At 71.9% G+C, this 20,820-nt stretch carries 21 protein-coding genes; 13 read left to right on the top strand and 8 right to left on the bottom strand.

Annotated elements, in window-relative coordinates; genetic code table 11:
- The first annotated feature begins 41 nt into the window (after positions 1-41).
- Positions 42-989 (top strand): hypothetical protein, encoded by a 948-nt coding sequence (locus ABZ565_RS09845; RefSeq protein WP_361022858.1) that lies wholly within the window; start codon positions 42-44, stop codon positions 987-989.
- 48 nt (positions 990-1,037) lie between these two features.
- Positions 1,038-1,409 carry a cupin domain-containing protein gene (locus tag ABZ565_RS09850; protein WP_361022861.1) on the top strand — a complete coding sequence of 124 codons (372 nt, stop codon included), beginning with the start codon at positions 1,038-1,040 and terminating at the stop codon, positions 1,407-1,409.
- Between the two features lie 169 nt (positions 1,410-1,578).
- On the opposite strand, the gene ABZ565_RS09855 is transcribed toward ABZ565_RS09850, so the two are convergent.
- Entirely contained in the window at positions 1,579-2,457 is an 879-nt protein-coding gene (locus ABZ565_RS09855) for a menaquinone biosynthesis protein (protein WP_361022864.1), read from the bottom strand.
- Positions 2,458-2,740: 283 nt separating this feature from the next.
- Between ABZ565_RS09855 and ABZ565_RS09860 the strand changes: the two genes are divergently transcribed.
- The 5 genes from ABZ565_RS09860 to ABZ565_RS09880 all read left to right on the top strand — a co-directional run bounded on the left by ABZ565_RS09860 (position 2,741) and on the right by ABZ565_RS09880 (position 7,809).
- A complete protein-coding gene (locus ABZ565_RS09860; RefSeq protein WP_006347360.1) occupies positions 2,741-2,944 on the top strand; it encodes a cold-shock protein in 204 nt (67 codons plus the stop codon).
- 164 nt (positions 2,945-3,108) lie between these two features.
- Entirely contained in the window at positions 3,109-3,942 is an 834-nt protein-coding gene (locus ABZ565_RS09865; protein ID WP_361022868.1) for a MerR family transcriptional regulator, read from the top strand.
- Positions 3,943-4,180: 238 nt separating this feature from the next.
- Entirely contained in the window at positions 4,181-7,147 is a 2,967-nt protein-coding gene (locus tag ABZ565_RS09870) for a BTAD domain-containing putative transcriptional regulator (protein ID WP_361022871.1), read from the top strand.
- Between the two features lie 195 nt (positions 7,148-7,342).
- On the top strand, positions 7,343-7,522 hold the full coding sequence (locus ABZ565_RS09875) for a hypothetical protein (protein ID WP_361022874.1): 180 nt from the start codon (positions 7,343-7,345) through the stop codon (positions 7,520-7,522).
- Between the two features lie 122 nt (positions 7,523-7,644).
- Entirely contained in the window at positions 7,645-7,809 is a 165-nt protein-coding gene (locus tag ABZ565_RS09880; protein ID WP_361022877.1) for a hypothetical protein, read from the top strand.
- 47 nt (positions 7,810-7,856) lie between these two features.
- Here the strand turns inward: ABZ565_RS09880 and ABZ565_RS09885 are convergent, their stop codons facing one another.
- Positions 7,857-8,417, bottom strand: a complete 561-nt coding sequence (locus tag ABZ565_RS09885; RefSeq protein WP_361022880.1) for a hypothetical protein — start codon at positions 8,415-8,417, stop codon at positions 7,857-7,859.
- A 193-nt stretch (positions 8,418-8,610) separates the two neighbouring features.
- Between ABZ565_RS09885 and ABZ565_RS09890 the strand changes: the two genes are divergently transcribed.
- Positions 8,611-9,213 carry a hypothetical protein gene (locus ABZ565_RS09890; protein WP_361022882.1) on the top strand — a complete coding sequence of 201 codons (603 nt, stop codon included), beginning with the start codon at positions 8,611-8,613 and terminating at the stop codon, positions 9,211-9,213.
- A 51-nt stretch (positions 9,214-9,264) separates the two neighbouring features.
- On the opposite strand, the gene ABZ565_RS09895 is transcribed toward ABZ565_RS09890, so the two are convergent.
- Complete coding sequence (locus tag ABZ565_RS09895; protein ID WP_361022885.1) at positions 9,265-11,664, bottom strand: PQQ-binding-like beta-propeller repeat protein; 2,400 nt, start codon at positions 11,662-11,664, stop codon at positions 9,265-9,267.
- 174 nt (positions 11,665-11,838) lie between these two features.
- Positions 11,839-12,639 carry a VOC family protein gene (locus ABZ565_RS09900; protein ID WP_361022888.1) on the bottom strand — a complete coding sequence of 267 codons (801 nt, stop codon included), beginning with the start codon at positions 12,637-12,639 and terminating at the stop codon, positions 11,839-11,841.
- Between the two features lie 257 nt (positions 12,640-12,896).
- Between ABZ565_RS09900 and ABZ565_RS09905 the strand changes: the two genes are divergently transcribed.
- Complete coding sequence (locus tag ABZ565_RS09905; RefSeq protein ID WP_361022891.1) at positions 12,897-13,544, top strand: TetR family transcriptional regulator; 648 nt, start codon at positions 12,897-12,899, stop codon at positions 13,542-13,544.
- 508 nt (positions 13,545-14,052) lie between these two features.
- Here ABZ565_RS09905 and ABZ565_RS09910 read toward each other — a convergent pair.
- Both ABZ565_RS09910 and ABZ565_RS09915 read right to left on the bottom strand, forming a co-directional pair.
- Positions 14,053-14,256: a ferredoxin gene (locus ABZ565_RS09910; RefSeq protein ID WP_361022894.1), complete on the bottom strand. Its 204-nt coding sequence runs from the start codon at positions 14,254-14,256 to the stop codon at positions 14,053-14,055.
- 14 nt (positions 14,257-14,270) lie between these two features.
- Positions 14,271-15,476, bottom strand: coding sequence for a cytochrome P450 (locus ABZ565_RS09915; protein ID WP_361022897.1), 1,206 nt, complete (start codon positions 15,474-15,476; stop codon positions 14,271-14,273).
- A 172-nt stretch (positions 15,477-15,648) separates the two neighbouring features.
- Between ABZ565_RS09915 and htpX the strand changes: the two genes are divergently transcribed.
- Together htpX and ABZ565_RS09925 are read left to right on the top strand one after the other, a co-directional pair.
- Positions 15,649-16,560: a zinc metalloprotease HtpX gene (gene htpX / locus ABZ565_RS09920; RefSeq protein ID WP_361022900.1), complete on the top strand. Its 912-nt coding sequence runs from the start codon at positions 15,649-15,651 to the stop codon at positions 16,558-16,560.
- An 83-nt stretch (positions 16,561-16,643) separates the two neighbouring features.
- Positions 16,644-17,228, top strand: coding sequence for a hypothetical protein (locus ABZ565_RS09925; protein WP_361022903.1), 585 nt, complete (start codon positions 16,644-16,646; stop codon positions 17,226-17,228).
- An 18-nt stretch (positions 17,229-17,246) separates the two neighbouring features.
- Here the strand turns inward: ABZ565_RS09925 and ABZ565_RS09930 are convergent, their stop codons facing one another.
- Positions 17,247-18,575, bottom strand: a complete 1,329-nt coding sequence (locus ABZ565_RS09930) for a DUF4157 domain-containing protein (protein ID WP_361022906.1) — start codon at positions 18,573-18,575, stop codon at positions 17,247-17,249.
- Positions 18,576-18,722: 147 nt separating this feature from the next.
- Between ABZ565_RS09930 and ABZ565_RS09935 the strand changes: the two genes are divergently transcribed.
- Positions 18,723-19,124: a GNAT family N-acetyltransferase gene (locus ABZ565_RS09935; RefSeq protein WP_361022909.1), complete on the top strand. Its 402-nt coding sequence runs from the start codon at positions 18,723-18,725 to the stop codon at positions 19,122-19,124.
- Positions 19,125-19,285: 161 nt separating this feature from the next.
- On the opposite strand, the gene ABZ565_RS09940 is transcribed toward ABZ565_RS09935, so the two are convergent.
- The gene (locus tag ABZ565_RS09940; RefSeq protein WP_361022912.1) at positions 19,286-19,762 is read right to left on the bottom strand and encodes a MarR family transcriptional regulator; all 477 of its coding nucleotides are present in this window, start codon (positions 19,760-19,762) and stop codon (positions 19,286-19,288) included.
- Between the two features lie 67 nt (positions 19,763-19,829).
- Here ABZ565_RS09940 and ABZ565_RS09945 point away from each other — a divergent pair, with 67 nt between their 5' ends.
- Positions 19,830-20,753, top strand: coding sequence for an alpha/beta hydrolase (locus ABZ565_RS09945; protein ID WP_361022915.1), 924 nt, complete (start codon positions 19,830-19,832; stop codon positions 20,751-20,753).
- Positions 20,754-20,820: the final 67 nt, after the last annotated feature.

Below are 20,820 nucleotides of genomic sequence, written 5' to 3' on the forward strand. Positions count from 1 at the left end.
CCGGGCGACCGGGCCCGGACGATCCCGTCGATGGAGCAGCCATGTCAGACACACAGCGTTTACCCGAGCGCCAGGGAGCCGCGGCCGACGCTCCGCCACTCGATGCGGTCCGCACCGGTGGAAGCGTCCCCCTGCAGGTGACCGATCTCGACGCCGCGTTCAAGGTCAAACTCCGCACACTGATCGCTCTGTTCACCCCGCTGATGTACGAGGGGATCAGCGCCCGGGTCGATGTGGCGGCGTTGCGCGGGCAGGGCATCGTCTCCGTCGTCTCCTCGCTCGACTTCCGCCGGAGCGACCTCGCCGCCGCCGTCGCCGCGCCACTGGACACCACCGTCGAGACCCGGCTGAGCGAGCTCTCGGGGGACGGCCCCGGCACACACCACAGCCGCCTCGGCTTCGACATCGCGTACACCTTCGCGACTCCGCCCGGAGCGGGGGAACCGCGCCGCTACCGGGAGCAGCTGTCCCCGGAACCCCTGAACTGCGGCTCCGGGCGGATCATCCTCACGCTGCTGCGCCCCACCGCGCCGACCGCCGAGCGTCTGGTCCGCGCGAGCCGGCCGGAGCTGGACCACCTGCGGCTGCACGTGCTGGAGGAGCCCCATCCCTCGGTCGAGTCGCTCAGTGCGGTGGGGGACGCGTTCACCGCCCCGGAGGACCACACGGCCGAGATCCGGGGGCGCTACGGCCTGCAGCACACCGACGTGAACCAGTACGTCTACACCGGCGAGTACACCGCCGCGATGGAGGACATGGCGACGCGCCTGGTGGCGGACGCCGGGCTGCCCGTGGACCGCCACTCCATCGACCGGATCGCGGCCGTCTTCAAGTTCCCGTTCTCCGCGGGGGACGCCTACGCGGTCCGGGGGAGGCTCTTCCAGGACGCCGGGCGGCGCACGGTGGCCCTCGTGGGCATCCACCCCATGGGCCCGGACGGCCCCAGACTGCGTCCCGCGGTCTTCGGCCGCGTGGAGGGAACCTGCTGACAGCATGGCCTGGCAGCGGGACGGAACGGAACAGAAGGAGAAGTGGTCATGGCAAGGCCCGACACGGTCGTGAACATCGCGGAGAAGCTTTCGAGGGTGGACGGGCACTGGGCGCCCAAGACCCTCCTGGAGGCCAACGGCCTGGAGCTGAAGGCGGCCAAGCTCAAGGGAGAGTTCGTGTGGCACAACCACCCCGAGGGCGACGAACTGTTCATCGTGATCACCGGTGAACTCGTGATCCAGCTGGCCGGCCGGGAGGACGTCCGCCTCGGCCCGGGGGACATGTACGTCGTCCCCCGCGATCTCGACCACTGCCCCGTCGCCGACGAGGAGTGCCACGTCCTCATCATGGACGCCGCGGGCGTGGTGAACACGGGCGGGGTGACGAGCGAAATGACCGCGGAACAGGAATGGATCTGAAATTCCGGGGCCCTGCGCCGATCACCACCCATGAAGCGTGAATTCACCCGGATGACTATCGGCGTATACGCAAGGCTTTCCGGGCATCGCCGGAAACATCGGGAATGGCCGGGAATCCGATGCACCGCACACGCAAGGCAGGCGGTGCGGGAAATCCCGGCCCACCCCCTCATCCGCCGAGGAGCTCCACCTTCACGTCCGCCGGGAAGCCCGCCGCCTCGCCGGTGCGGCGGGCGAACTCCTCGACGCCCGCCAGCTGGTCCGGGCCGAAGCGGAAGTCGAGCGTCGTGAAGTAGCGCTCCAGGACCTCCGCGTCGAACGCCTCCCAGCGCGCCGCCTGCTCGGCGACCTTGGTGACCTCCTCCAGGGACAGGTCGCGCGAGGCCAGGAACGCCTCGTGCACCTGCTTGACCGCGGTCGGCTCGGCGGCCAGGTAGTCCTTGCGGGCGGCCCAGACGGCGAAGACGAACGGCAGGCCCGTCCACTCCTTCCACATCGCGCCCAGGTCGTGGACCTGGAGCCCGAGGCGGGGGGCGTCGTGCAGGTTGGCACGGAGGGCCGCGTCACCGATGAGGACGGCGGCGTCCGCCTCCTGCATCATCAGGCCCAGGTCCGGCGGGCAGGTGTAGTAGTCGGGGGTGACCCCGTACCGCTCGGCGAGCAGCAGCCGCGCCAGCCGTACGGACGTCCGGGAGGTCGAGCCGAGCGCGACGCGGGCCCGGTCCAGGTCCTCAAGGGGCCGCTGCGAGACGATCACGCAGGACATGACGGGGCCGTCGCAGCCGACCGCGATGTCGGGGAAGGCGACCAGGTCGTCCGCGTTGCGCAGGAACTCGACCAGGGTGACGGGGGCGATGTCCAGCTCGCCCCTGACCAGTTGCTCGCTGAGCTTCTCCGGGGTGTCCTTCGACAGCTCCAGGTCGAGCAGGGTTCCGGTCCGTGCCAGCCCCCAGTAGAGGGGGAGGCAGTTGAGGAACTGGATGTGGCCGACGCGCGGCCGGGGGCGACGGTCGTCGCCCGCGACGTTTGAAACGGTTGAATTGTCCACATCGCGAGGCTAGACCCGTCCCGTCCGGGCCGCCCCACCGGGGGCGGCGGCGCACGGGAAGGCCCTCTCGGATGGCTCATCCGGGCGGCTATCAAACATCCGGGTGAAGTGATCTTTCCCTCTACCCCTACGCACATGCTGCGTGCTAGGCTCGACAGCAAGTTGCAGTTTGGTTTCCCTTGCAGTACAGAGCCTGCGGAGCATGTAACCCGCAGGCTTTTGTAGTTTTCAGACTTCATTGCAGGTTCTGGAGCAGGGCAACCCTTTGGCCCAAGGAGGGCTTATGGCTACCGGAACCGTCAAGTGGTTCAACGCTGAAAAGGGCTTCGGCTTCATCGCCCAGGACGGCGGCGGCCCGGATGTCTTCGTCCACTACTCCGCGATCAACGCGGCCGGGTTCCGCTCCCTCGAGGAGAACCAGGTCGTGAACTTCGACGTCACTCAGGGCCCGAAGGGCCCGCAGGCTGAGAACGTCACCCCGGCCTAGTTGCCCGGGTCGGCCGATCGCGGCCGGTAAGAGCAGTACCAAGGAGCCCCGCTCCTCCGCACCGGCGGAGGGACGGGGCTCCTGCCCGTGCGCGGCCCGTCCCGGCGGCGTCCAACGGGCTTCTTGACCTTCACACCGTGTGAAGCCGTGCAGTGGGAGACGTCATGTTCACCATCGGAGACTTCGCCCGGTACGGGCGGGTGTCGGCCCGCATGCTGCGTCATTACGACGAGATCGGGCTGCTGCACCCGGACCGCACCGACCCCTCGACCGGCTACCGCTACTACGGCGCCGCCCAGCTCGCCCGGCTCAACCGGATCATCGCGCTCAAGGACCTCGGCTTCACGCTCCAGCAGGTGGGGGCGGTCCTGGACGACGCGGTGGGCCCGGAGGAGCTGCGCGGGATGCTGCGGCTGCGGCGTACGGAGCTGGAGGCGGCGAGGGCGGCGGCGGCCGCACGGCTGGCGCAGGTCGAGGCGAGGCTCCGGTCCATCGAGAGCGAGGGACACATGTCCACGGACGACGTCGTGATGAAAAAGGTGCCCGCGGTGCGGGTCGCGGAGCTGACGGGGGTGGCCGGGAGCTACGAGCCGCAGGACATCACCCCGGTGATCGGCCCGCTGTACGACCGGCTCTTCCCCCTCCTCGGGGAGGCTGGCATGACCCCGTCGGGCCCCGGGATCGCCCGGTACGAGGACGTGCCGGACGGCGGCGGCAGCGTCGTCGTGCACGCCGGGGTGACGGTCTCCGCGCCCGTCGGGCCGGTCGCTGACACCGGGATCACGGTGGTCGAGCTGCCCGCGTTCGAGGCGGCGACCGTCGTGCACCGGGGCTCCATGGACGCCGTGCTGCCCACCGCCCAGGCCCTGGCCCGCTGGATCGACGCCAACGGCTACCGGTCGGCGGGGTACGCCCGCGAGGTCAGCCTGGAATGCCCGGAGGACCGGGACGGGTGGGTGACCGAGCTCCAGGAGCCGGTGGTCCGGGCGACGGCCTGAGACCGGGGGCGCCCGTCGCCGGACGGGCGCCCCGCTTCGTGCGCCCCTGTCCCAACTGCCCCGTTCCGGATCGTTGTCGAGGGCTTGTGCAGAGAGTCATCCGTTACTGACGGGCCGACCCTTCACAAGGCAGACTGTTGACGGCGATATCAACGGTATGGAGCAATCCGGACGGCCTATGACCGATCCGGACACGGTGACCGTGCCGGGCCGTGCGCAGGCAGGACAGGAGGCAGCAATGGGCCGTGACGACGGGCCACGGGGACGCGTACCGCAGCAACGGGCGCCCGAGCGGGGCCCGGAGAACGAGGCCGCGCTGCACTTCTCCGTACTCGGTCCCGTACGGGCCCGGCGCGGCGGCGAGACACTGCCGTCCGGATCGCCGCAGCAGCGCGCGCTGCTGACGGCGTTGCTGCTGCGCGGCGGGCACACGGCGACCGCCGCGGAACTCATCGACGGCATCTGGGGCGACGAGCCGCCCTCGCAGGCGCTGGCCGCCGTACGCACCTACGCCTCCCGGCTGCGCAAGGTCATCGGCCCCGAGACGCTGGTCAGCGACTCCGGCGGCTACGCGATGCGCACCGGCGCCGACGCGCTGGACCTGACCGTGGCTCAGGAGCTGGCGTCCGGAGCGGAGAAGGCGCGGGCGGCGGGCGACCGGGACGCGGCGCGGGCCCTGCTGAACAAGGCACTGGGCCTGTGGGACGGCGAGGCGCTGGCCTCCGTGCCGGGGCCGTACGCGGAGTACCAGCGCACCCGCCTGGAGGAGTGGCGGCTCCAGCTCACCGAGACCCGGCTCGATCTGGACCTGGAAGCCGGCTGCCACGCGGAGGCGGTCTCCGAACTGACCGCGCTCACCGCCGCGCACCCCCTGCGGGAGCGGCTGCGGGAGCTGCTGATGGTGGCCCTGTACCGCAGCGGCCGGCAGGCGGAGGCGCTGGCCGTCTACGCGGACACGAGGCGGCTGCTCGCCGATGAGCTGGGCGTCGATCCGCGCGCGGAGCTGGCTCAGCTCCAGCAGCGCATCCTGCGCGCCGACGAGGAGCTGGCCCGCCCGGCGGACGCCCCGGCCCCGGCCGCCGCGCCGGTCCGCCCGGCCCAGCTGCCCGCGACCGTCCCGGACTTCACGGGGCGGGACGCGTTCGTACGCGAGCTGAGCGACCGGCTCTCCACGGCGGAGGGGTCCGTGATGGCCGTCTCCGCGCTGGCCGGCATCGGGGGCGTCGGCAAGACGACGCTCGCCGTCCACGTCGCCCACCAGGCACGCCGGCACTTCCCGGACGGGCAGCTGTACGTCGACCTCCAGGGCGCGGGGGCCCGGGCCGCCGAGCCGGAGACGGTGCTCGGCGCGTTCCTGCGGGCGCTGGGGACCACCGACTCGGCAATACCGGAGTCGCTGGACGAGCGGGCCGCGCTGTACCGCTCCACCCTCGACGGCCGCCGGGTCCTGGTCCTTCTGGACAACGCCCACGACGCCGCCCAGATCCGCCCGTTGCTCCCCGGTACGGAGGGGTGCGCGGCGCTGGTGACGAGCCGGGTGCGGATGGTCGATCTGGCCGGGGCGCATCTGGTCGACCTGGACGTGATGTCGCCTGAGGAGGCGCTTCAGCTCTTCACCCGGATCGTCGGCGAGGAGCGGATCAACTCGGAGCGGGAGGCCGCGCTCGACGTGGTCGCCGCGTGCGGCTTCCTCCCCCTCGCGATTCGGATCGCCGCCTCCCGGCTGGCCTCCCGGCGCACCTGGACCGTCTCGGTCCTCGCCGCCAAGCTGGCCGACGAGCGCCGCCGCCTGGACGAGCTCCAGGCGGGCGACCTCGCGGTGAAGGCCACCTTCGAACTCGGCTACGGCCAGCTGGAACCGGCCCAGGCCCGCGCCTTCCGCCTCCTCGGCCTCGCGGACGGCCCGGACATCTCCCTGGCCGCCGCGGCCGCCCTCCTCGACCTGGACCCGCACACCGCGGAGGACCTCCTGGAGGCCCTGGTCGACACGTCCCTGGTGGAGTCCGCCGCCCCGGGCCGCTACCGCTACCACGACCTGGTCCGCCTGTACGCCCGCTCCTGCGCGGAACGCGACGAACAGGCCCCCGGGGAGCGGGATGCGGCGCTGTCGCGGCTGCTGGACTTCTACCTGGCGACGGCGGCGGGGGTGTATGCGCTGGAGCGGCCGGGGGACCGCACCGTGGACCACCTGGAGCACACGGACCGTCCCGGACTGTCGTTCTCCGATCACGGCCGGGCTCTCGACTGGCTGTACGCGGAGGCGAGCCCGCTCCTCGCGTGCGTTCGGCAGAGCGGCGCCGCCGGAACCGTCCGGCGTGCGGTGGATCTCCTTCTCGCCTCCAAGGATCTCGCGGAATCGGGCGCCAACTCACGCCAGTTCGAGTCGGCCGCCTCGACCGTGCGGGATGCCGCGACCGCGGCCGGTGACGCCCGCTCCGAGGCGAGGGCACGGACGACACTCGCCCAGGTGCACAGCACGGCCGGCCGCTTCGACAGGGCGGAGGACGAAGCCCGGCAGGCCATGGCTCTCGGCTCGTCGGTCAATGACGTCTGGACCCACTGCAACGCGCCGAACGAGCTCGGGATCATCGCCGCGTACCGCAATCAGCACGACGAGGCGGAGGTCCTCCTCCAGCAGACCATCGCCGCGTTCCGGGCGGACGGCAATCAGGCGGGCGAGGCCAGCGCGCTGTGCAATCTGTCCCGCGTCCATCTCGCCATCGGGCGGACAGCGAGTGCCGTCGAACTCGCCGGCCGGGGAATCGACCTCTACGCCCGCCTCGGACTCACCCTGCGCCTGGCGAATGGCCGGTACGCGCTGGGGCTCGCCCTGACCCGGGCGGGCCGGCAGAGCGAGGCCGAAGGGCGTCTCACCGAGGCCCTCTCCGTCTTCCGGGAGAGCCGCCAGCGGCTCTGGGAGGGGATGACCCTCTTCCGGCTGGCCGAAGTGCATCTCGCGGCCCAGCGTCCGGCCCGGGCCGCCGAGTTCTCCGAGCAGGCGCTGACGGTGCTGCTCCACGTCGGAGGCGACTGGCGGCGGGCCAATGTGCTGACCGTGCTGGGGCAGGCCCTGGACGGCATAGGGCAGGCGGATCGTGCCAAGGTCTGCTGGCAGGAGGCGCTGGTGCTCTTCGATCAGCTGAAGGCGCCCGAGGGCGACATGGTGCGTGGCCTGCTCGCCCGTGCCTCGCACCAGGCGCGCTGACTCCGCGTTCATCGTTCGTTTATCGCCGCCCGGCAGTCTCGTACCCGTCGAAGCGTCGCGTCGGGGGGCAGGCGATTCGACAGTGGAACCGCGCACTAAGGTGAACGGCTCTGAACAGCCCGTCCGGCAGTCCACGGGGGAACAGCCGGACGGGCTTTGCCGACCAACCATGCACCCAGCAACGGAGTTCACAGCATGAGCGACGAAAAGAAGATCCAGGTCACCGCACCGGAGCCCGGCACCACGGACACCGTCGAGCCGACGGACAGCCACATGACCAGCGAGCCCAAGGTCAAGCCGCTGGACAGCCACATGACCGGCGAGCCCGAGATCACGACGCTGGACAGCCACATGACTGGTCCGGATCCGCGTTGAGCCAACTGGCGGGACCACGGGGGTAGGGGGAACGGCCGCGGCGGCGCGGAGGGGATGCCGCCGCGGCCGTTGCGTGTCTGCGCCCGGCCGGCCGGAGGCTTGCTCCCCTCTCAGGAGTTTGCATGACCCGCACGCGGAAGACGCTCGTCACCGCCGCATTCGCGGTGGCCTTCGGCCTCGGCGGTGCTTCGTCGGCGATGGCCGACCCGCACGCCACCGGAGGCGGCGCCACCACCCAGGACGCCCGCGCCGGCGCGGCCACTCCGCTGGACGCCCACGCCGGCTGAGCCACCACACTCACCAGCGAAGGGTCCCGAGCCGGCCGGGGTGACCCTCAGTAGCTCAGCTCGGCCGTGACCTGGCACTTCTTGACGCGGGACACCTGGCGCGGGCTGTCCATCCGGACGGACACCGTCTTCGTGTCGCCGTAGTCCGCTTCCACGGTCGCCTCGCCCGTGTCGACCACGCTGCCCCTCGCGTCCAGGAAGGTCACGTCCACCTCGTAGGTGTGCGTGCCGGAGGCGACCGGGGTCAGGCGGACGGTGGACGTGGTGACCGCCTTGCGCTTGCCCTTCGCGGGCCGGGCGCAGCGGAAGACGTACACCTGGGGCGCGTCGGACGCGGTGGCGGTGGGGGTCGGGTCGGTGTACGTGGAGCCCGACGAGCCGCTCGACGAGCCGTAGTCGTCGTCGTAGTCGTTGTCGGAGTCCGTGTCGTGGTAGGTGCCGTTGCTCTTCTTGGAGCTGGAGCACCCGCCGCCACCGCCGCTGCTGTGGCTGCCGGACCGGCTCTTGCCGCTCCTGCTCTTCCCGCCCCGGCTGCCATCGGAGAAGCCGGTGAGCGCGAGTACCACCGCGACCAGGACCACCGTCAGTTTGACGTGCTGCCGTCTCATCGAATCCGCCCCCGTTAGTGTGCTGTTGTGCGCCGCCGGCCCGGGTGGCCGGGCGCCACGGAACCGTAACGCACAGCATGGCGCGGATGACCGGCGGGCCGGTCATGGCCCTGTCACGGTCTCGTCCCCGTCTGGTGGCGGCTGTCACACGGGCGGCGTAGCGTCGGAGCGAGAGCGCTCTGGAGGTACGGAGATGATCCGCAACGTCCTCGGTGCGGTCCTCGCTCTCGCCGGAGCGGCGGCCGCCGTGCTGAGCCCCTTCCGTGACTGGTACGACGGCCGCCTCGGGCGGCATTACCGGCTCGGAGACCTCTTCACCGGTGCCGGTGCGACCGGTACGCAGTCCGGGGGCCTGTTCGGCTCCCTGTGGCTGCCGTTCCTGTGCGCGGCGGTGGTGACGGTGCTGGGGGTCGTGCTGCGCTCCCGTGCGCTCGTCGCCCTGGCGGGTGTGGTGGTGCTCGGGTTCACCGTGCTGTGGATGGTCCGCGTCTTCCAGGTGACGGACAGCCTGGCCGTCACGGGCGACGGCTCCGGCCTGGACCTGGGCGTCGCGCTGGCCGGGGGCGGGGGTGTGCTGATGCTGCTGGGGGCCGCCGCGATGTCGGGGCGTCGCCGCCGACGCGAACCGGAGTACGGTGCGCCGGGGTCTGCCGGCCCCGACACCTGGCCCCCGACCCGGGAGCCCGGACCCTCGGTCCAGACGAGCCCGTGGCCGGAGCCGGAGGGGGACGACCCCTACGTGGGTCTTGACCGGTCAAGCCCGCCCGGCGGCAGACCCGGCCCGTCCGGCGATTGAGGACGGACCCGTTGCCCTCTGGGCGGTGCACGGACGGACCGGGGCCGGGAGCTACGCCCGCGTGCGGGCGCCCGTTCCCTTCAGCGCGTCCAGCGCGTACACGCAGCGGTCCTTGCTGCACGCGTAGACCACACCGCCCCGGGCCACGGGCGAGCCCGTGATCTCGCCGCCCGTGGCGAGCTTCCAGCGGAGCTGGCCGCCCGCCGCGTCGAGGGTGTACAGGACGTGGTCCGCGGAGCCGAAGTGGACGCGGCCGTCCGCGACGACCGGGGCGCCCACCACCTCGCCGCCCGCCGCGAACCGCCACTTCGGGGTGCCGGTGACCGCGTCGAGGGTGTACAGCGCGCTGCCGCTGCCCACGTGGACGTTGCCCGCGACGACGAGCACCGGCTCCGCCGACTGACGGGCCTCCGTGGCGATGCGCCAGCGGTCCTTGCCGGTCGCGGCGTCCAGGGCGTACACCGTACCGAGGTAGTCCGCGAGGTAGACCCCGCCGCCGGTGACGGCCGGGCCGGGGGCGAAGGCGGGCGGGGACAGGAAGACCGCGGGGCACTCGAAGTGCCAGCGGACGCGCCCGGCCGCGATGTCCACCGCGAGCACCCGTGTCCCGGCGGCGACGTACACGTAGCCGTCCGGCGCGGGCGTCACCCGGACCGGGACGCCGCCGCAGGAGGCCGCGTCGCCGACGGGGTACGACCAGCGCTCGACGCCGGTCCGGGCGTCGAGGGCCTTCAGGCGGGCGTCCTGCCAGACGTACACCGTGCCGTCGTGGATGACCGGCCCGCCCTCCGGCGTCTCGAAGTCCGTCTGCGCGCCGCTCAGGTCCCACAGCTTCTCGCCGGTCGCCGCCTCCCACGCCTGGATGCCGCCGCCCCGGGTGGCCGTGACGACCGTGCCCCGGTCGGCCTTGAGCGCGTAGACCCAGGCGTCGGTGCCCACCCGCCACCGCTCGGCACCGCTCGTGGCGTCCAGCGCGTAGAGGGACGGGCCGTCCGACGCGTGGATGCGGCCGCCCTCGACGGCCATCGCCCAGGCGACGTCCCGGGTCTTGAACTGGCGCCGCCCGTTGCCGGTGTCCAGCGCGTGGACCTCGAAGGACGTGACGTACAGCAGGTCACCGACCACGACCGGCGTGCCCCACACGTCGTTGGACATGCGGAACCGCCAGGGCCGCCACCGGGCGGGCCCGGACTGCGAGGCGTCGGGGGCCTGCGCCGGAGGGGGTACGGGGACGGGCGGCGGCGTGCCGTCGACCCCGGCGGGCGGCCGGACCCAGCCGGTCGCGGGGCCCGCGTCGGCGCCGGAGGCCGAGGCGCGGACGTCCCGGACGCGGGGGCCGGGCCCGATCGGCACCTGGACCCCGGTCAGCCGCACCGGCCCCCCGGCGTCCGGCACCGGCGCGGGCGGGGCGGACGGGCGGGCGGGGGCGCCGCTGTGCCAGGGGCCGTCCCAGTCCGCGCCGGGCGGCCGGTGGGGCGCGGTCTCGGCGGGCCGCGGCGGCGCGGGCTCGGCCGGCGCCGGCACGGGCGGGGCGGCCGGCGGAGCCGTACGGCCACCGCCCCGGCGCCGCTCGATCAGCTCGGTCGCGGCGGCCGGCAGCCACGCGGAAGCCGTACCGCCGTCGTCGTCACCGCCGCCGGAGGCGAAGAGGTGCGGGGCGAGCTGGGCCTGCAGGTCGGCCGGGGTGGGCCGCAGGGCCGGGTCCGTCTGCATGCACGAATCGATCAGCGGCCGCAGGTCGTCGGGCAGGCCGGACAGGTCGGGGCTCTCGCGCAGCAGCATGAACACCGTCTCGACCGGGTTGGCCCCCCGGTACGGGGCGTGCCCGGTCGCGGCGAAGACGAGCGTCGAGCCGAGCGAGAAGATGTCGCTGGCCCCCGTGACGCTCCGCGAGTCCCGGGCCTGCTCCGGCGACATGTACGCCGGGGTGCCGACGGCCACGTTGGTCATGGTCAGCCGGGTGTTGGAGACGCCGGACGCGATGCCGAAGTCGATGACCCGGGGGCCGTCCTCCACCACGAGCACGTTCGACGGCTTCATGTCGCGGTGGACGAGCTGCGCCCCGTGGATGGACTGGAGGGCCTCCGCGATGCCCGCCGCGAGCCAGCGCACCGCCTGGGTCGGCATGGGCCCGCACTCGTTCACTATCTCTTCGAGCGAGGGGGCGGGCACGTACGCGGTGGCGAGCCAGGGCACGGCCGCACGCGGGTCGGCGTCCACGACGGCGGCCGTGTAGAAGCCGCTGACGGCGCGCGCGGCCTCCACCTCGCGCGTGAAGCGCACCCGGAACAGCTGGTCCTCGGCCAGTTCCGTACGGACGGTCTTGATCGCCACCCGGCGGCCCGACGCCGACCGGGCCAGATAGACCAGCCCCATGCCGCCGGCCCCGAGCCGTCCCAGCACCTCGAAGGGGCCGATCCGCCTCGGGTCGTGCTGCGTCAGCTGCTCCACTACTTGCCACCTCCCCGTACGGACCTCAGGGAACAGAGGCCCGCGAAAATCCCGCCGTGTGCAGCGTCTCATCAGTGGGCGCGGCCCGGCGGTGCGCACCCCGATTGTTCCTGGCCGGAGCCCCGGTGGCGAACCCGGGGGCGGATCGGGGTGTCCCGTACCACTCCGCCCGTATCAGGACACAAGCTCCTGAAGTACGGCGAACTCGGCACCCTGGTCGTCCTGGAGGACCGCCATCCTCCCGTACGGGATGTCGAGCGGGGGTTCGGTGACCCGGCCGCCGAGCCGCTGGACGGTACGGGCGGTGTCGTCGCAGTCCGCGACGTTGAAGTAGCTCAGGAAGTGGCTGGGCAGCTCGGCCGGGAAGGCGGCCGTGATGACGCTCCGCCCGCCGACCGCCGTCTCGGGGCCCGGTTCGGTGCCGGGCGGTGACCACGTACGGAAGTCCACGCGGTGCTCGTCGGTGTCGGGGACGTCCAGGGGCGAGTCGTCCACGTCCGCGCAGCGGAAGCCGAAGACCTCCTCGTAGAAGGGGTCGACGCGCTCCTTGGACCGGGTGTGGACCTCGGTCCAGCAGAAGGAGCCGGGCTCGTTCTGCTTCTCGAAGCCCGCGCGCCCGCCGGCCTGCCAGAGGCCGAAGACCGCGCCGCCCGGGTCGGCGGCCTGCGCGAGCACGCCGTGGCGCCCGGCCGGGACCGGTTCGGTGATGACCTGGCCGCCCGCCGCGCGGACGCGGGTCACCGACGCCTCGATGTCATCGGTGGCGAAGTAGACACCCCAGGCGGTCGGCATGCGCCCGTCCTTCTTCGCGGCCAGCGCGGCGACGAGCTTCCCGTCGCTGAGGGCGTCGGCGCGGGGGCCTTCGGCCGGACGGAAGGTCCAGCCGAACAGCTCGCCGTAGAAGCGTTTGCCCGCCTCCAGGTCGGGGAGCTGCACATCCACCCAGCACGGTGCGGACTGCGCGAACGCGGCCATGGGTCCGAATCCTTCCGTAGCGGGGTGACGCCCGTCACAGTCACGGTAGCTTTACGGTGCGTGCGGCGCGCCCCGGCCCGCACCGAGCCGCCAAGGCGAACGCAGGTTCGAAAGTTATCCACCGAAGTTATCCACAGGCTGTTAATAACACTGCTCGGACTGTGGGCAACGAGGGCCGGTGCGGGGTCGACATGGGTGTCGTTCCCCATTTGCTCCGGTCGAATCGCGCTCCGATCACCCGTCGGTAAGCTGACGGCATGACAGGACAAGTACGCACCGTCGACGGCCGCGTGGCCGGTCGACGCGGTCAGGCGACGCGGCAGAAGCTGCTCGACTGCCTCAGCGAGATGCTCAGCTCCTCGCCGTACCGGGACGTCAAAGTCATCGACGTCGCCCGGAAGGCGGGGACTTCACCAGCGACCTTCTACCAGTACTTCCCCGACGTCGAGGGCGCCGTCCTCGAACTCGCCGAGGACGTCGCCAAGGAGGGGGCCGGGCTGACCGAACTGGTCGCCGGACGCTCCTGGGCCGGCAAGGCGGGGCGGGAGACCTCCGAGCAACTCGTGGAGGGCTTCCTCGACTTCTGGCGGCGCAACGACGCGATCCTGCGCGTGATCGACCTCGGTGCGGCGGAGGGCGACAAGCGGTTCAACAAGATCCGCATGAAGGTCCTGAACTCCGTGACCGGTTCGCTGACGGAGTCCGTGAAGGAGCTCCAGGCGAAGGGCAAGGTCGACAAGGACATCAGCGCCGCCGCGATGGCCGGCTCCCTGGTCGTCATGCTGGCCGGCGTCGCCTCGCACCAGAAGGGCTTCACGGCCTGGGGTGTCAAGCAGGCCGAGATCAAGCCGAACCTGGCCCAGTTGGTGCACCTCGGCATCACCGGCAAGAAGCCGGCGAAGTAACGAACCCCGCTGGGGCGACGCCCGGTGACCCCGGCGCCCCCAGGTCCTGTCTCACCGACGGCGGACCACGCCTGTGGTCCGCCGTCGGCGTATCCGGACGGGGTCACACGGGGGGCCGTTGGCACGGCACGGTTCCAGGGGTCGTCGTCCCCGACGCGGTCCTCGCCGCCGAAGAACTCGTCCGCCTCGCGGCGCATGAGCACGGCGTCTACGCGGGGCAACCGCTGGTGTTCGGCGACCAGCTCCTCAGCGCTCCGTTCCATGCTTCGGCCTGGCGTCGGCCGCACGACCGACGCACTCGATCTCGCCGCCCGGTAATCCTTCCTCCGGCTGCTGCACGCCCAGCGTGTGCAAAACACCGCTCTCCCCGGCTTCGCCCCGGACAGCGCGCCGCTGCCACGTACGGGTGTTGGCGGGCAAACCCGGCCTGTCCGGCGTTCGAGGACGGAACCGGTCTTCGGGGGCCCGAACCCTGCTGCACCGCACACCAGGGCATCGGTTCCCGTCCTCAATCGCCGGACAGGCTGGGATCGTCGCCCGTCCGGATCGCCCCCACCGGGCACGCCCGTACCGCCTCCGCGACCATCGGGCCCGGTTCCGCCTCCGGCAGGAGTTCGCTGAGGCCGTCCTCGTCCTGGGTGAAGACCTTCGGGGCCGCCAGGGCGCACTGGCCCGCGCCGATGCACACGTCCTTGTCGATGTCGATCCGCACGGGGTTCTCCTCCGTCACCACGTCACCGGCAGTTCCAGCAGGCCCTGCACCGTGTCGCCGGGTTTGAACGGAACGTCCTCCGGTTCCACCGCCGGCCGGAGCCCCGGCAGGCGGCGGAAGAGCGCGGGCAGGGCGATCTCCAGTTCGGCGCGGGCCAGGTTCTGGCCCAGGCACTGGTGGATGCCGAAGCCGAAGGCGACGTGGTTGCGCGCGCCGCGCCCGAGGTCCAGTTCGTCCGGCTCCTCGAAGACCGCCGCGTCCCGGTTGACCACCGCGGTGGACAGGAGCACGCCCTCCCCCGCCCGCAGCGTCTCCCCGCCGATCTCGATGTCCTCCACCGCCACCCGGGACAGCCCGTCCGCGATGGACAGGAACCTCAGCAGCTCCTCCACGGCGGCCGGCACCGCGTCCTCGCCGCCGCCGGTCAGCCGGGCCAGCTGGTCCGGGTGACGGAGCAGCGTGAACGTGCCGAGCGAGATCATGTTCGCGGTGGTCTCGTGACCGGCCACGAGCAGGATCTCCGCCAGCCGCACCAGCGCGTCCCGCTCCACCGCCCCGGTCTCCAGCTGCTTGGCGATCAGCTCGTCCAGCAGCCCCTCACCCGGCTCGCGCCGCTTCCGCTCGATCAGGTCGCGGAAGTACGCGTCCAGATCCTCCCGGGCCGCGATCACGTCCGCCGGCCCGGGCCCCCGTAGCAGCTTGCGCGAACGGTCCTCGAAGAACTCGTGGTCCGCGTACGGCACCCCGAGCAGCGCGCAGATGACCATCGACGGCACCGGCAGCGCGAACGCCCCCACCAGCTCGGCCGGCGGACCCTGCGCCACCATCGCGTCGAGCAGCCGGTCCACGGTCTCCTGGATGCGCGGCCGCAGCGCCGCCGTCCGCCGGACCGTGAAGCTGGGGATCAGCATCCGGCGCTGCGCGTTGTGCTCCGGGTCGTCGACGCCGATCAGTTCGACGCGCCGCTGCTTGACCGCGGCGAGCCTCGGCGCGAAGAGCGGGAAGTCCGGGTGGGCGCGGTCGGACGACAGCCGGGGGTCGGACAGGAGCGCCCGGGCCTCCGTGTGGCCGGTCACCAGCCAGACCGTACGGCCGTCGAAGAGGCGGACCCGGGACACCGGCCGCTGCCCGCGGCTCGCGCGGGGGTAGCCGGTGGGCGGGTGGTAGGGACAGGTGCGGTCCTGCGGGAAGGCAATGGGCTCGGACTGGGTCTCTGTCATGACGGACCTCGCAACGAGGGGGGTGGTGGTCCTGCCGATCACCCTCACTAGATGCCTCAGGCATCTACCCGGCCTAGGTGATGTTCGGCCATACCCGCCGAACGGAGCACCGGCATCCACTTTCGGCCGCCGAGGAGCACCATGGAGAGAGGCGAGGAGCGGAGGTCCACCCATGGCCGGAACCCGTAGCCGGTACGCCGCCGACCGTGGCCTGACCACCCGCATGGTCACCACCATGTTCCTGATCGGGCTGCTGTACGTGGTGCTGGTCGGCGTGCTCCTGGCGGTGCTGCGCGGGGCCTGGCCGGTCATCCTCGTCATCACCGGCGGGATGTTCGTCGCCCAGTTCTGGTTCAGCGACCGGATCGCCGCGTTCAGCATGGGCGCCCGGGAGGTCTCCCCCGCCGAGGCGCCGGAACTGCACGGGGCGATCGACCGGATATGCGCCCTTGCCGATATGCCGAAACCGCGTGTGGCGATCGCGGAGAGCGATGTCCCGAACGCCTTCGCGACCGGGCGCAGCCAGAAGTCCTCGCTCGTCTGCGCGACGACGGGGCTGCTGCGCAGACTGGAGCCGGAGGAGCTGGAGGGCGTCCTCGCGCACGAGATGTCGCACGTCGCGCACCGGGACGTGGCCGTGATGACGATCGCCTCGTTCCTGGGCGTCCTGGCGGGGATCATCACCCGTGTCGCGCTGTGGGGCGGCTTCGCCCGCAACAGCCGCGGCAACGACCCGATCGGGGTCCTGGTCCTGCTCATCCCGCTGGTCAGCGCTGTCGTCTACGCGCTGAGCTTCCTGCTCACCCGGCTGCTCTCCCGCTACCGGGAACTCACCGCCGACCGCACGGCCGCCCTCCTCACCGGCCGCCCCTCGGCCCTCGCCTCCGCCCTCACCAAGGTGAGCGGCCAGATGGCCCGGATTCCGACGGAGGACCTGCGGAAGGCGGAGCCGTACAACGCCTTCTACTTCGTCCCGGCCTTCGCCTCGAAGGAGAGCATCGGACGGCTGCTCTCCACGCACCCGACGCTGGAGCAGCGCCTCGACCAGCTGGCCCGCATCTCGGCCGACCTGTCCCGTCCGTGAGGGCCCCTCTGTGAGAGCCCGTCCGTGAGAGCCCGTCCGTGAGAGCCCGTCCGTGAGGGCTCGTCCGCCCGTAAGGAGTCCCCGTGGGCCTGCTCGACACGATCCTGGGCCGCAGCAAGCCGGTCCGCCCCGACCTCGACCAGCTCTTCGCCGTCCCGTCCGCCGCGCTGGCCCTGCAGGCCGCGACGGGCTTCACGCCGACGGGTCTGGGCTCGGTGTGCTTCGCGGGCGTGGAGGGCTCCGCCTTCGCCCGGGTCCAGCAGGACGTACGCGAACTGCTCGACGCGGATACGGGGCGCGGAGGCATCCCGGTGGAGTTCAGCCGTGACGCGTACGGCTACACCTGGCTGCTCGCCCGGCAGCCGCCCGAGGACGCCGCCGCCCTGGTCAACGACCTGCACGCGGTCAACACCCTGCTCCAGGACGGCGGCTTCGGCCCGCAGCTGCTGTGCTCGCTGGTCGCCTTCCGGGACGGGAGCGGGCGTTCGCTGGCGCTGGTGTACCTGTACAAGCGCGGCACGTTCTATCCGTTCGCCCCGGTGCCGGGTGGGGCGGAGAGACGCGACAACCGGCTGGAGCTGGAGGTCCGGGCCGCGCTGGGCGACGACCTCCGGGTCGAGCGGGACCTGTCGCGCTGGTTCCCGGTGTGGGGGGCGCCGGGGTTGTGAGGGGGACCTCGCCCGCGGTCAGGGCTGCCTGGCCACCTCAGGGTGTGACTTGATGACGACCGTCGTCGTTCCGACCGTTCCGAAGTAGGCGTCGGGCGCGCCGTAGGCCGCATGGAACGATCGCTGGAGGTCTCCCACCGTGTAGATCTCGGAGTCGGCCGCGGCCAGGTTGGGCGGGCTGTTCCCGTCCGACCAGGCTTGCAGGACGACGCAGTCGTTACCGTCGCGGGCCACGACCGCGCCGGCGTGGAACTGACTCATCTCCTTCTCCGGGTCGGGTTTGGTGACCACGATGACGAACGCCTCGCCCGCCCGGGGATCGGCCATCTCGTTCTTCGGGCCGGCGTACTGGCGGGCCTGGCGGCGATTGGTCGGGTCCGCCTGACCGAACACCTCGGTCGGGCCGTAGCGCTTGTCGGTGGTCTCGATCGTGCTGTACTCGCCCTCGCCCCAGTCGAGTTCGCGGACACGGTTGTTGATGATCTCCTCGGCGGCGTGCAGGCAGTCCTGCTGGACGTCACCGCCCAGCCAGTGCCTGAAGTACGTCCCCCCGTTCCACTGCATCGCGTTGTTGTCCGCTCGCCTCAGGGCGGGCGCGACACTGCCCGCCGGCGCGTCCTCCCGGACCCAGACGTACGGGGTGTCGGGGCGCGTCAGGAAGAGACCGTTCTCGGACGCCCGAAGGACCTGCCCATTCACCTCGACGTCGGCGTAACGCTGCACGGTCTCACCGGTCCGGGCGGCCGTCCTCGTGTCCGCCCGGTGTCCGGCACCTTCGCCGCGTCCGGGTGCCGGCCCCCTCATCACCCGTGTCGCGTTCGCCTCGGCCTCGCGCTCGAACCGGTCGCCCGGATCGCTCACCCGGAGACCGGAACCGTCGTCCGTACCCGCGACCGGCCCCCGGCGCTGCTGGATGACGTGGGTCAGCTCATGGGCGAGCGTGTGCTTGTCGGCCCCGCCGTCACCGATGACCACGTGGTGGCCGGAGGTGTACGCACGGGCCCCGACCCCGGCGGCCGAGGCCCTGGCGGCGGCGTCGGTGTGGATGCGGACGCCGGAGAAGTCCGCCCCGAGCCGGGACTCCATCTCACTGCGGACGGCACTGTCGAGCGGCCGCCCGGCGGAGCGCAGGACGTCCTGGACGGCCGAGCGCTGCACCGGCTGCTCCGCGTCGTCGTGCCCGCAGTGCGGGTGGCCGGCCGCGCGCAGCATCTGGACGACCGCCGCGTTCCCGAGGCTGCCCTGGAGGGCGAGCCACTCGGTGGCGGGTGCGGCGGCCCCCGGCTTCCGGGCCCAGCCGGGCCCGCGCGCCGCGTCTGCCTTCTCGGCACCGTCCTGGCTGCGCATGGGGACCTCTTCCTGCGGGGGGCGTGTCCCTTCCTGCATATCCCGGGGCGCGGGGGCGGATCCAGGCCCGGCGGGGCACAGTTGACTGGCCCGGGGGGGCGTCCGGCAGCAGCCGTGCGTATGGCCGCCCGGCCTACGATTCGGCCCATGGCGATGACATACGAGTGGCGCGGTGACTTCGAGAACGGCGACCTCGACACGCTCCACGCGGAGGCGTTCGGACACGCCCGGGAGGGCACCGACTGGCGCACGCGGCTGCACCGGCACAGCCTGGGCTGGGTCTGCGCCCGGCGGGCCGGCGGGCTCGTGGGCTTCGTCAATGTCGCCTGGGACGGCGGCGTGCACGCGTTCGTGCTCGACACGATGGTCGCTCCGGACGTGCGCCACGCCGGTGTCGGTACCGAACTCGTGGCCGCCGCGGTGCGCGGTGCCCGGGCGGCGGGCTGCGATTGGCTTCACGTCGACTTCGAAGAGCGCCTGGGCTCCTTCTACTTCGGCGCGTGCGGTTTCGAACCGACGGACGCGGGGCTCATCGCCCTGCGTCCGTAGCCGACGGAGCGCGGCCGTCGTCCCCGCCTCGGCTGCTCCGACGTACACCGCCCGCCCGCACGGCGGCCTCGTATGCCCGGTCTTCCGCATCCTGTCCGGGTGCGTTCCCGCCCTCCGGCTGCTCGTCACCGCTGAGCGTGGTCGTACGTGCGCCAGTGCGGTCAGCCCGTGGGCAGACCGATCTGGTCGCGTTCGAGTGCAGAGCGCAACTCCGAGAAGACCTGTGCGGCGGCTTGTCCTGAGGGACCGCCCAGGATGTCTGCGGTCAGCCCGGCCAGTGTCTGGGTGAAGGTCGCCTCCGCCGCCTCGACGAGTCGCACGCCTCCGGCGGTCAGGTCCAGCAGTGATGAGCGGCGATCCGATGGATTGGTTCGCCGTATGACCCATGCCTGCTTCTCCAGGCGGTCGATGCCCTTGCTGGTCGCGCCGATCCCGATGGCGAATTCGGTGGCGAGGTCCGCGACCCGGGACCCGGGGTGGTCGCGCAGGAAGCGCAGGAACTCGAACTGCGAGGTGACGATCCCGTGCCGCTCGCGAAGGCGGTCGTTCAGCGCGTTGTAGAGGCGTGTCTCGCAGCGGACGAGGTCGGCGAAGAAGCCCGGGAGGTCGATCGGGGCACGGCTTGACTTGGATGCCATGGCATATAGCCTAGCTTAAATGCCTAGGCATATAATTCTTTGGCATGCACTCGCGATGGAGGCGACAATGAGCAGGCAGCAGCGCGCGGAAATCGACGCGATGGTACGACAGCCTCGGCCGGAGGGCCCTCGGTCGGTGGAGGAGCTCCGCGCCGGGTTCAGGGCGATGATGGGGAAAATGATCGTCCCGGCCGGGATCCGCACTCGGACTGCGACGCTCGGGGACCGGCCCGCACTGCTCGTCGAGCCGGCCGACACTGCGAAGGCCGGGACGATCCTCTACTTCCACGGCGGCTCCTACGTGGTCGGTTCACCGGAGACGGCGTTGTCACTGACGGGGAACCTCGTGACCAGGACAAGGTCCAGGGCGTTCTCCCTGGAGTACCGGCTTGCCCCTGAGTATCCGTTCCCGGCCGCGATCGAGGACGGACTGAGCGCCTACCGCGCGCTTCTCGACAGCGGCGAGGACTCTTCGGCGATCGCGTTCGCCGGAGACTCCGCCGGTGGCGGCCTCACCGTCACCACCTGCCTCGCCGCCCGCGACGCGGGCCTGCCCATGCCCGCCGCCATCGTGGCGTTCTCCCCCGGGCTCGACATGACCCGGACAGGCGGCACCATGGACACCAAGGCGGGCGTCGACCCCTTCTTCACGCGTGAGGGACTGGAGAACACCGGGGCCATGTACCTTGCGGGACAGGATCCGCATCAGCCCCTGCTCAGCCCCGCCACCCTCGCCGACCTGACCGGCTTCCCTCCGATGCTTCTGCAGGCGGGCACCAACGAAATACTCCTGGACGACTCCACACGCATGGCCACGCGCGCGAGGGAAGCCGGAGTGGACGTCATCCTCGACATCACCGCTGACGTTCCCCATGTCTTCCAGGCGTTCGCCGGTGTCCTGGACGAGGCCGACGAGGCACTGGACCGCGCCGCTCTCTTTCTCGGTCAGCACATCCGCGCCAGGGGCGCAGCACGCACGTCGGCAGGCTAGCCCGCAGGCGGCCCCATGCGGACCACGGTTCGAGCCCAGGCCCGGCCCCGCTGTGTGGGGCACCTTC

The sequence above is a fragment of the Streptomyces sp. NPDC016469 genome, assembly GCF_040632905.1.
In the GTDB taxonomy this organism is placed as follows: Bacteria; Actinomycetota; Actinomycetes; order Streptomycetales; family Streptomycetaceae; genus Streptomyces.

What these genes read in the sequence shown, in the direction of transcription:
- ABZ565_RS09845 (WP_361022858.1), top strand. Translation starts at nt 42, where the DNA reads ATGTCAGACACACAGCGTTTACCCGAGCGCCAGGGAGCCGCGGCCGAC.
- ABZ565_RS09850 (WP_361022861.1), top strand. Translation starts at nt 1,038, where the DNA reads ATGGCAAGGCCCGACACGGTCGTGAACATCGCGGAGAAGCTTTCGAGG.
- ABZ565_RS09860 (WP_006347360.1), top strand. Translation starts at nt 2,741, where the DNA reads ATGGCTACCGGAACCGTCAAGTGGTTCAACGCTGAAAAGGGCTTCGGC.
- ABZ565_RS09865 (WP_361022868.1), top strand. Translation starts at nt 3,109, where the DNA reads ATGTTCACCATCGGAGACTTCGCCCGGTACGGGCGGGTGTCGGCCCGC.
- ABZ565_RS09870 (WP_361022871.1), top strand. Translation starts at nt 4,181, where the DNA reads ATGGGCCGTGACGACGGGCCACGGGGACGCGTACCGCAGCAACGGGCG.
- ABZ565_RS09875 (WP_361022874.1), top strand. Translation starts at nt 7,343, where the DNA reads ATGAGCGACGAAAAGAAGATCCAGGTCACCGCACCGGAGCCCGGCACC.
- ABZ565_RS09880 (WP_361022877.1), top strand. Translation starts at nt 7,645, where the DNA reads ATGACCCGCACGCGGAAGACGCTCGTCACCGCCGCATTCGCGGTGGCC.
- ABZ565_RS09885 (WP_361022880.1), bottom strand. Translation starts at nt 8,417, where the DNA reads ATGAGACGGCAGCACGTCAAACTGACGGTGGTCCTGGTCGCGGTGGTA.
- ABZ565_RS09890 (WP_361022882.1), top strand. Translation starts at nt 8,611, where the DNA reads ATGATCCGCAACGTCCTCGGTGCGGTCCTCGCTCTCGCCGGAGCGGCG.
- ABZ565_RS09900 (WP_361022888.1), bottom strand. Translation starts at nt 12,639, where the DNA reads ATGGCCGCGTTCGCGCAGTCCGCACCGTGCTGGGTGGATGTGCAGCTC.
- ABZ565_RS09905 (WP_361022891.1), top strand. Translation starts at nt 12,897, where the DNA reads ATGACAGGACAAGTACGCACCGTCGACGGCCGCGTGGCCGGTCGACGC.
- ABZ565_RS09915 (WP_361022897.1), bottom strand. Translation starts at nt 15,476, where the DNA reads ATGACAGAGACCCAGTCCGAGCCCATTGCCTTCCCGCAGGACCGCACC.
- htpX (WP_361022900.1), top strand. Translation starts at nt 15,649, where the DNA reads ATGGCCGGAACCCGTAGCCGGTACGCCGCCGACCGTGGCCTGACCACC.
- ABZ565_RS09930 (WP_361022906.1), bottom strand. Translation starts at nt 18,575, where the DNA reads ATGCGCAGCCAGGACGGTGCCGAGAAGGCAGACGCGGCGCGCGGGCCC.
- ABZ565_RS09935 (WP_361022909.1), top strand. Translation starts at nt 18,723, where the DNA reads ATGGCGATGACATACGAGTGGCGCGGTGACTTCGAGAACGGCGACCTC.
- ABZ565_RS09940 (WP_361022912.1), bottom strand. Translation starts at nt 19,762, where the DNA reads ATGGCATCCAAGTCAAGCCGTGCCCCGATCGACCTCCCGGGCTTCTTC.
- ABZ565_RS09945 (WP_361022915.1), top strand. Translation starts at nt 19,830, where the DNA reads ATGAGCAGGCAGCAGCGCGCGGAAATCGACGCGATGGTACGACAGCCT.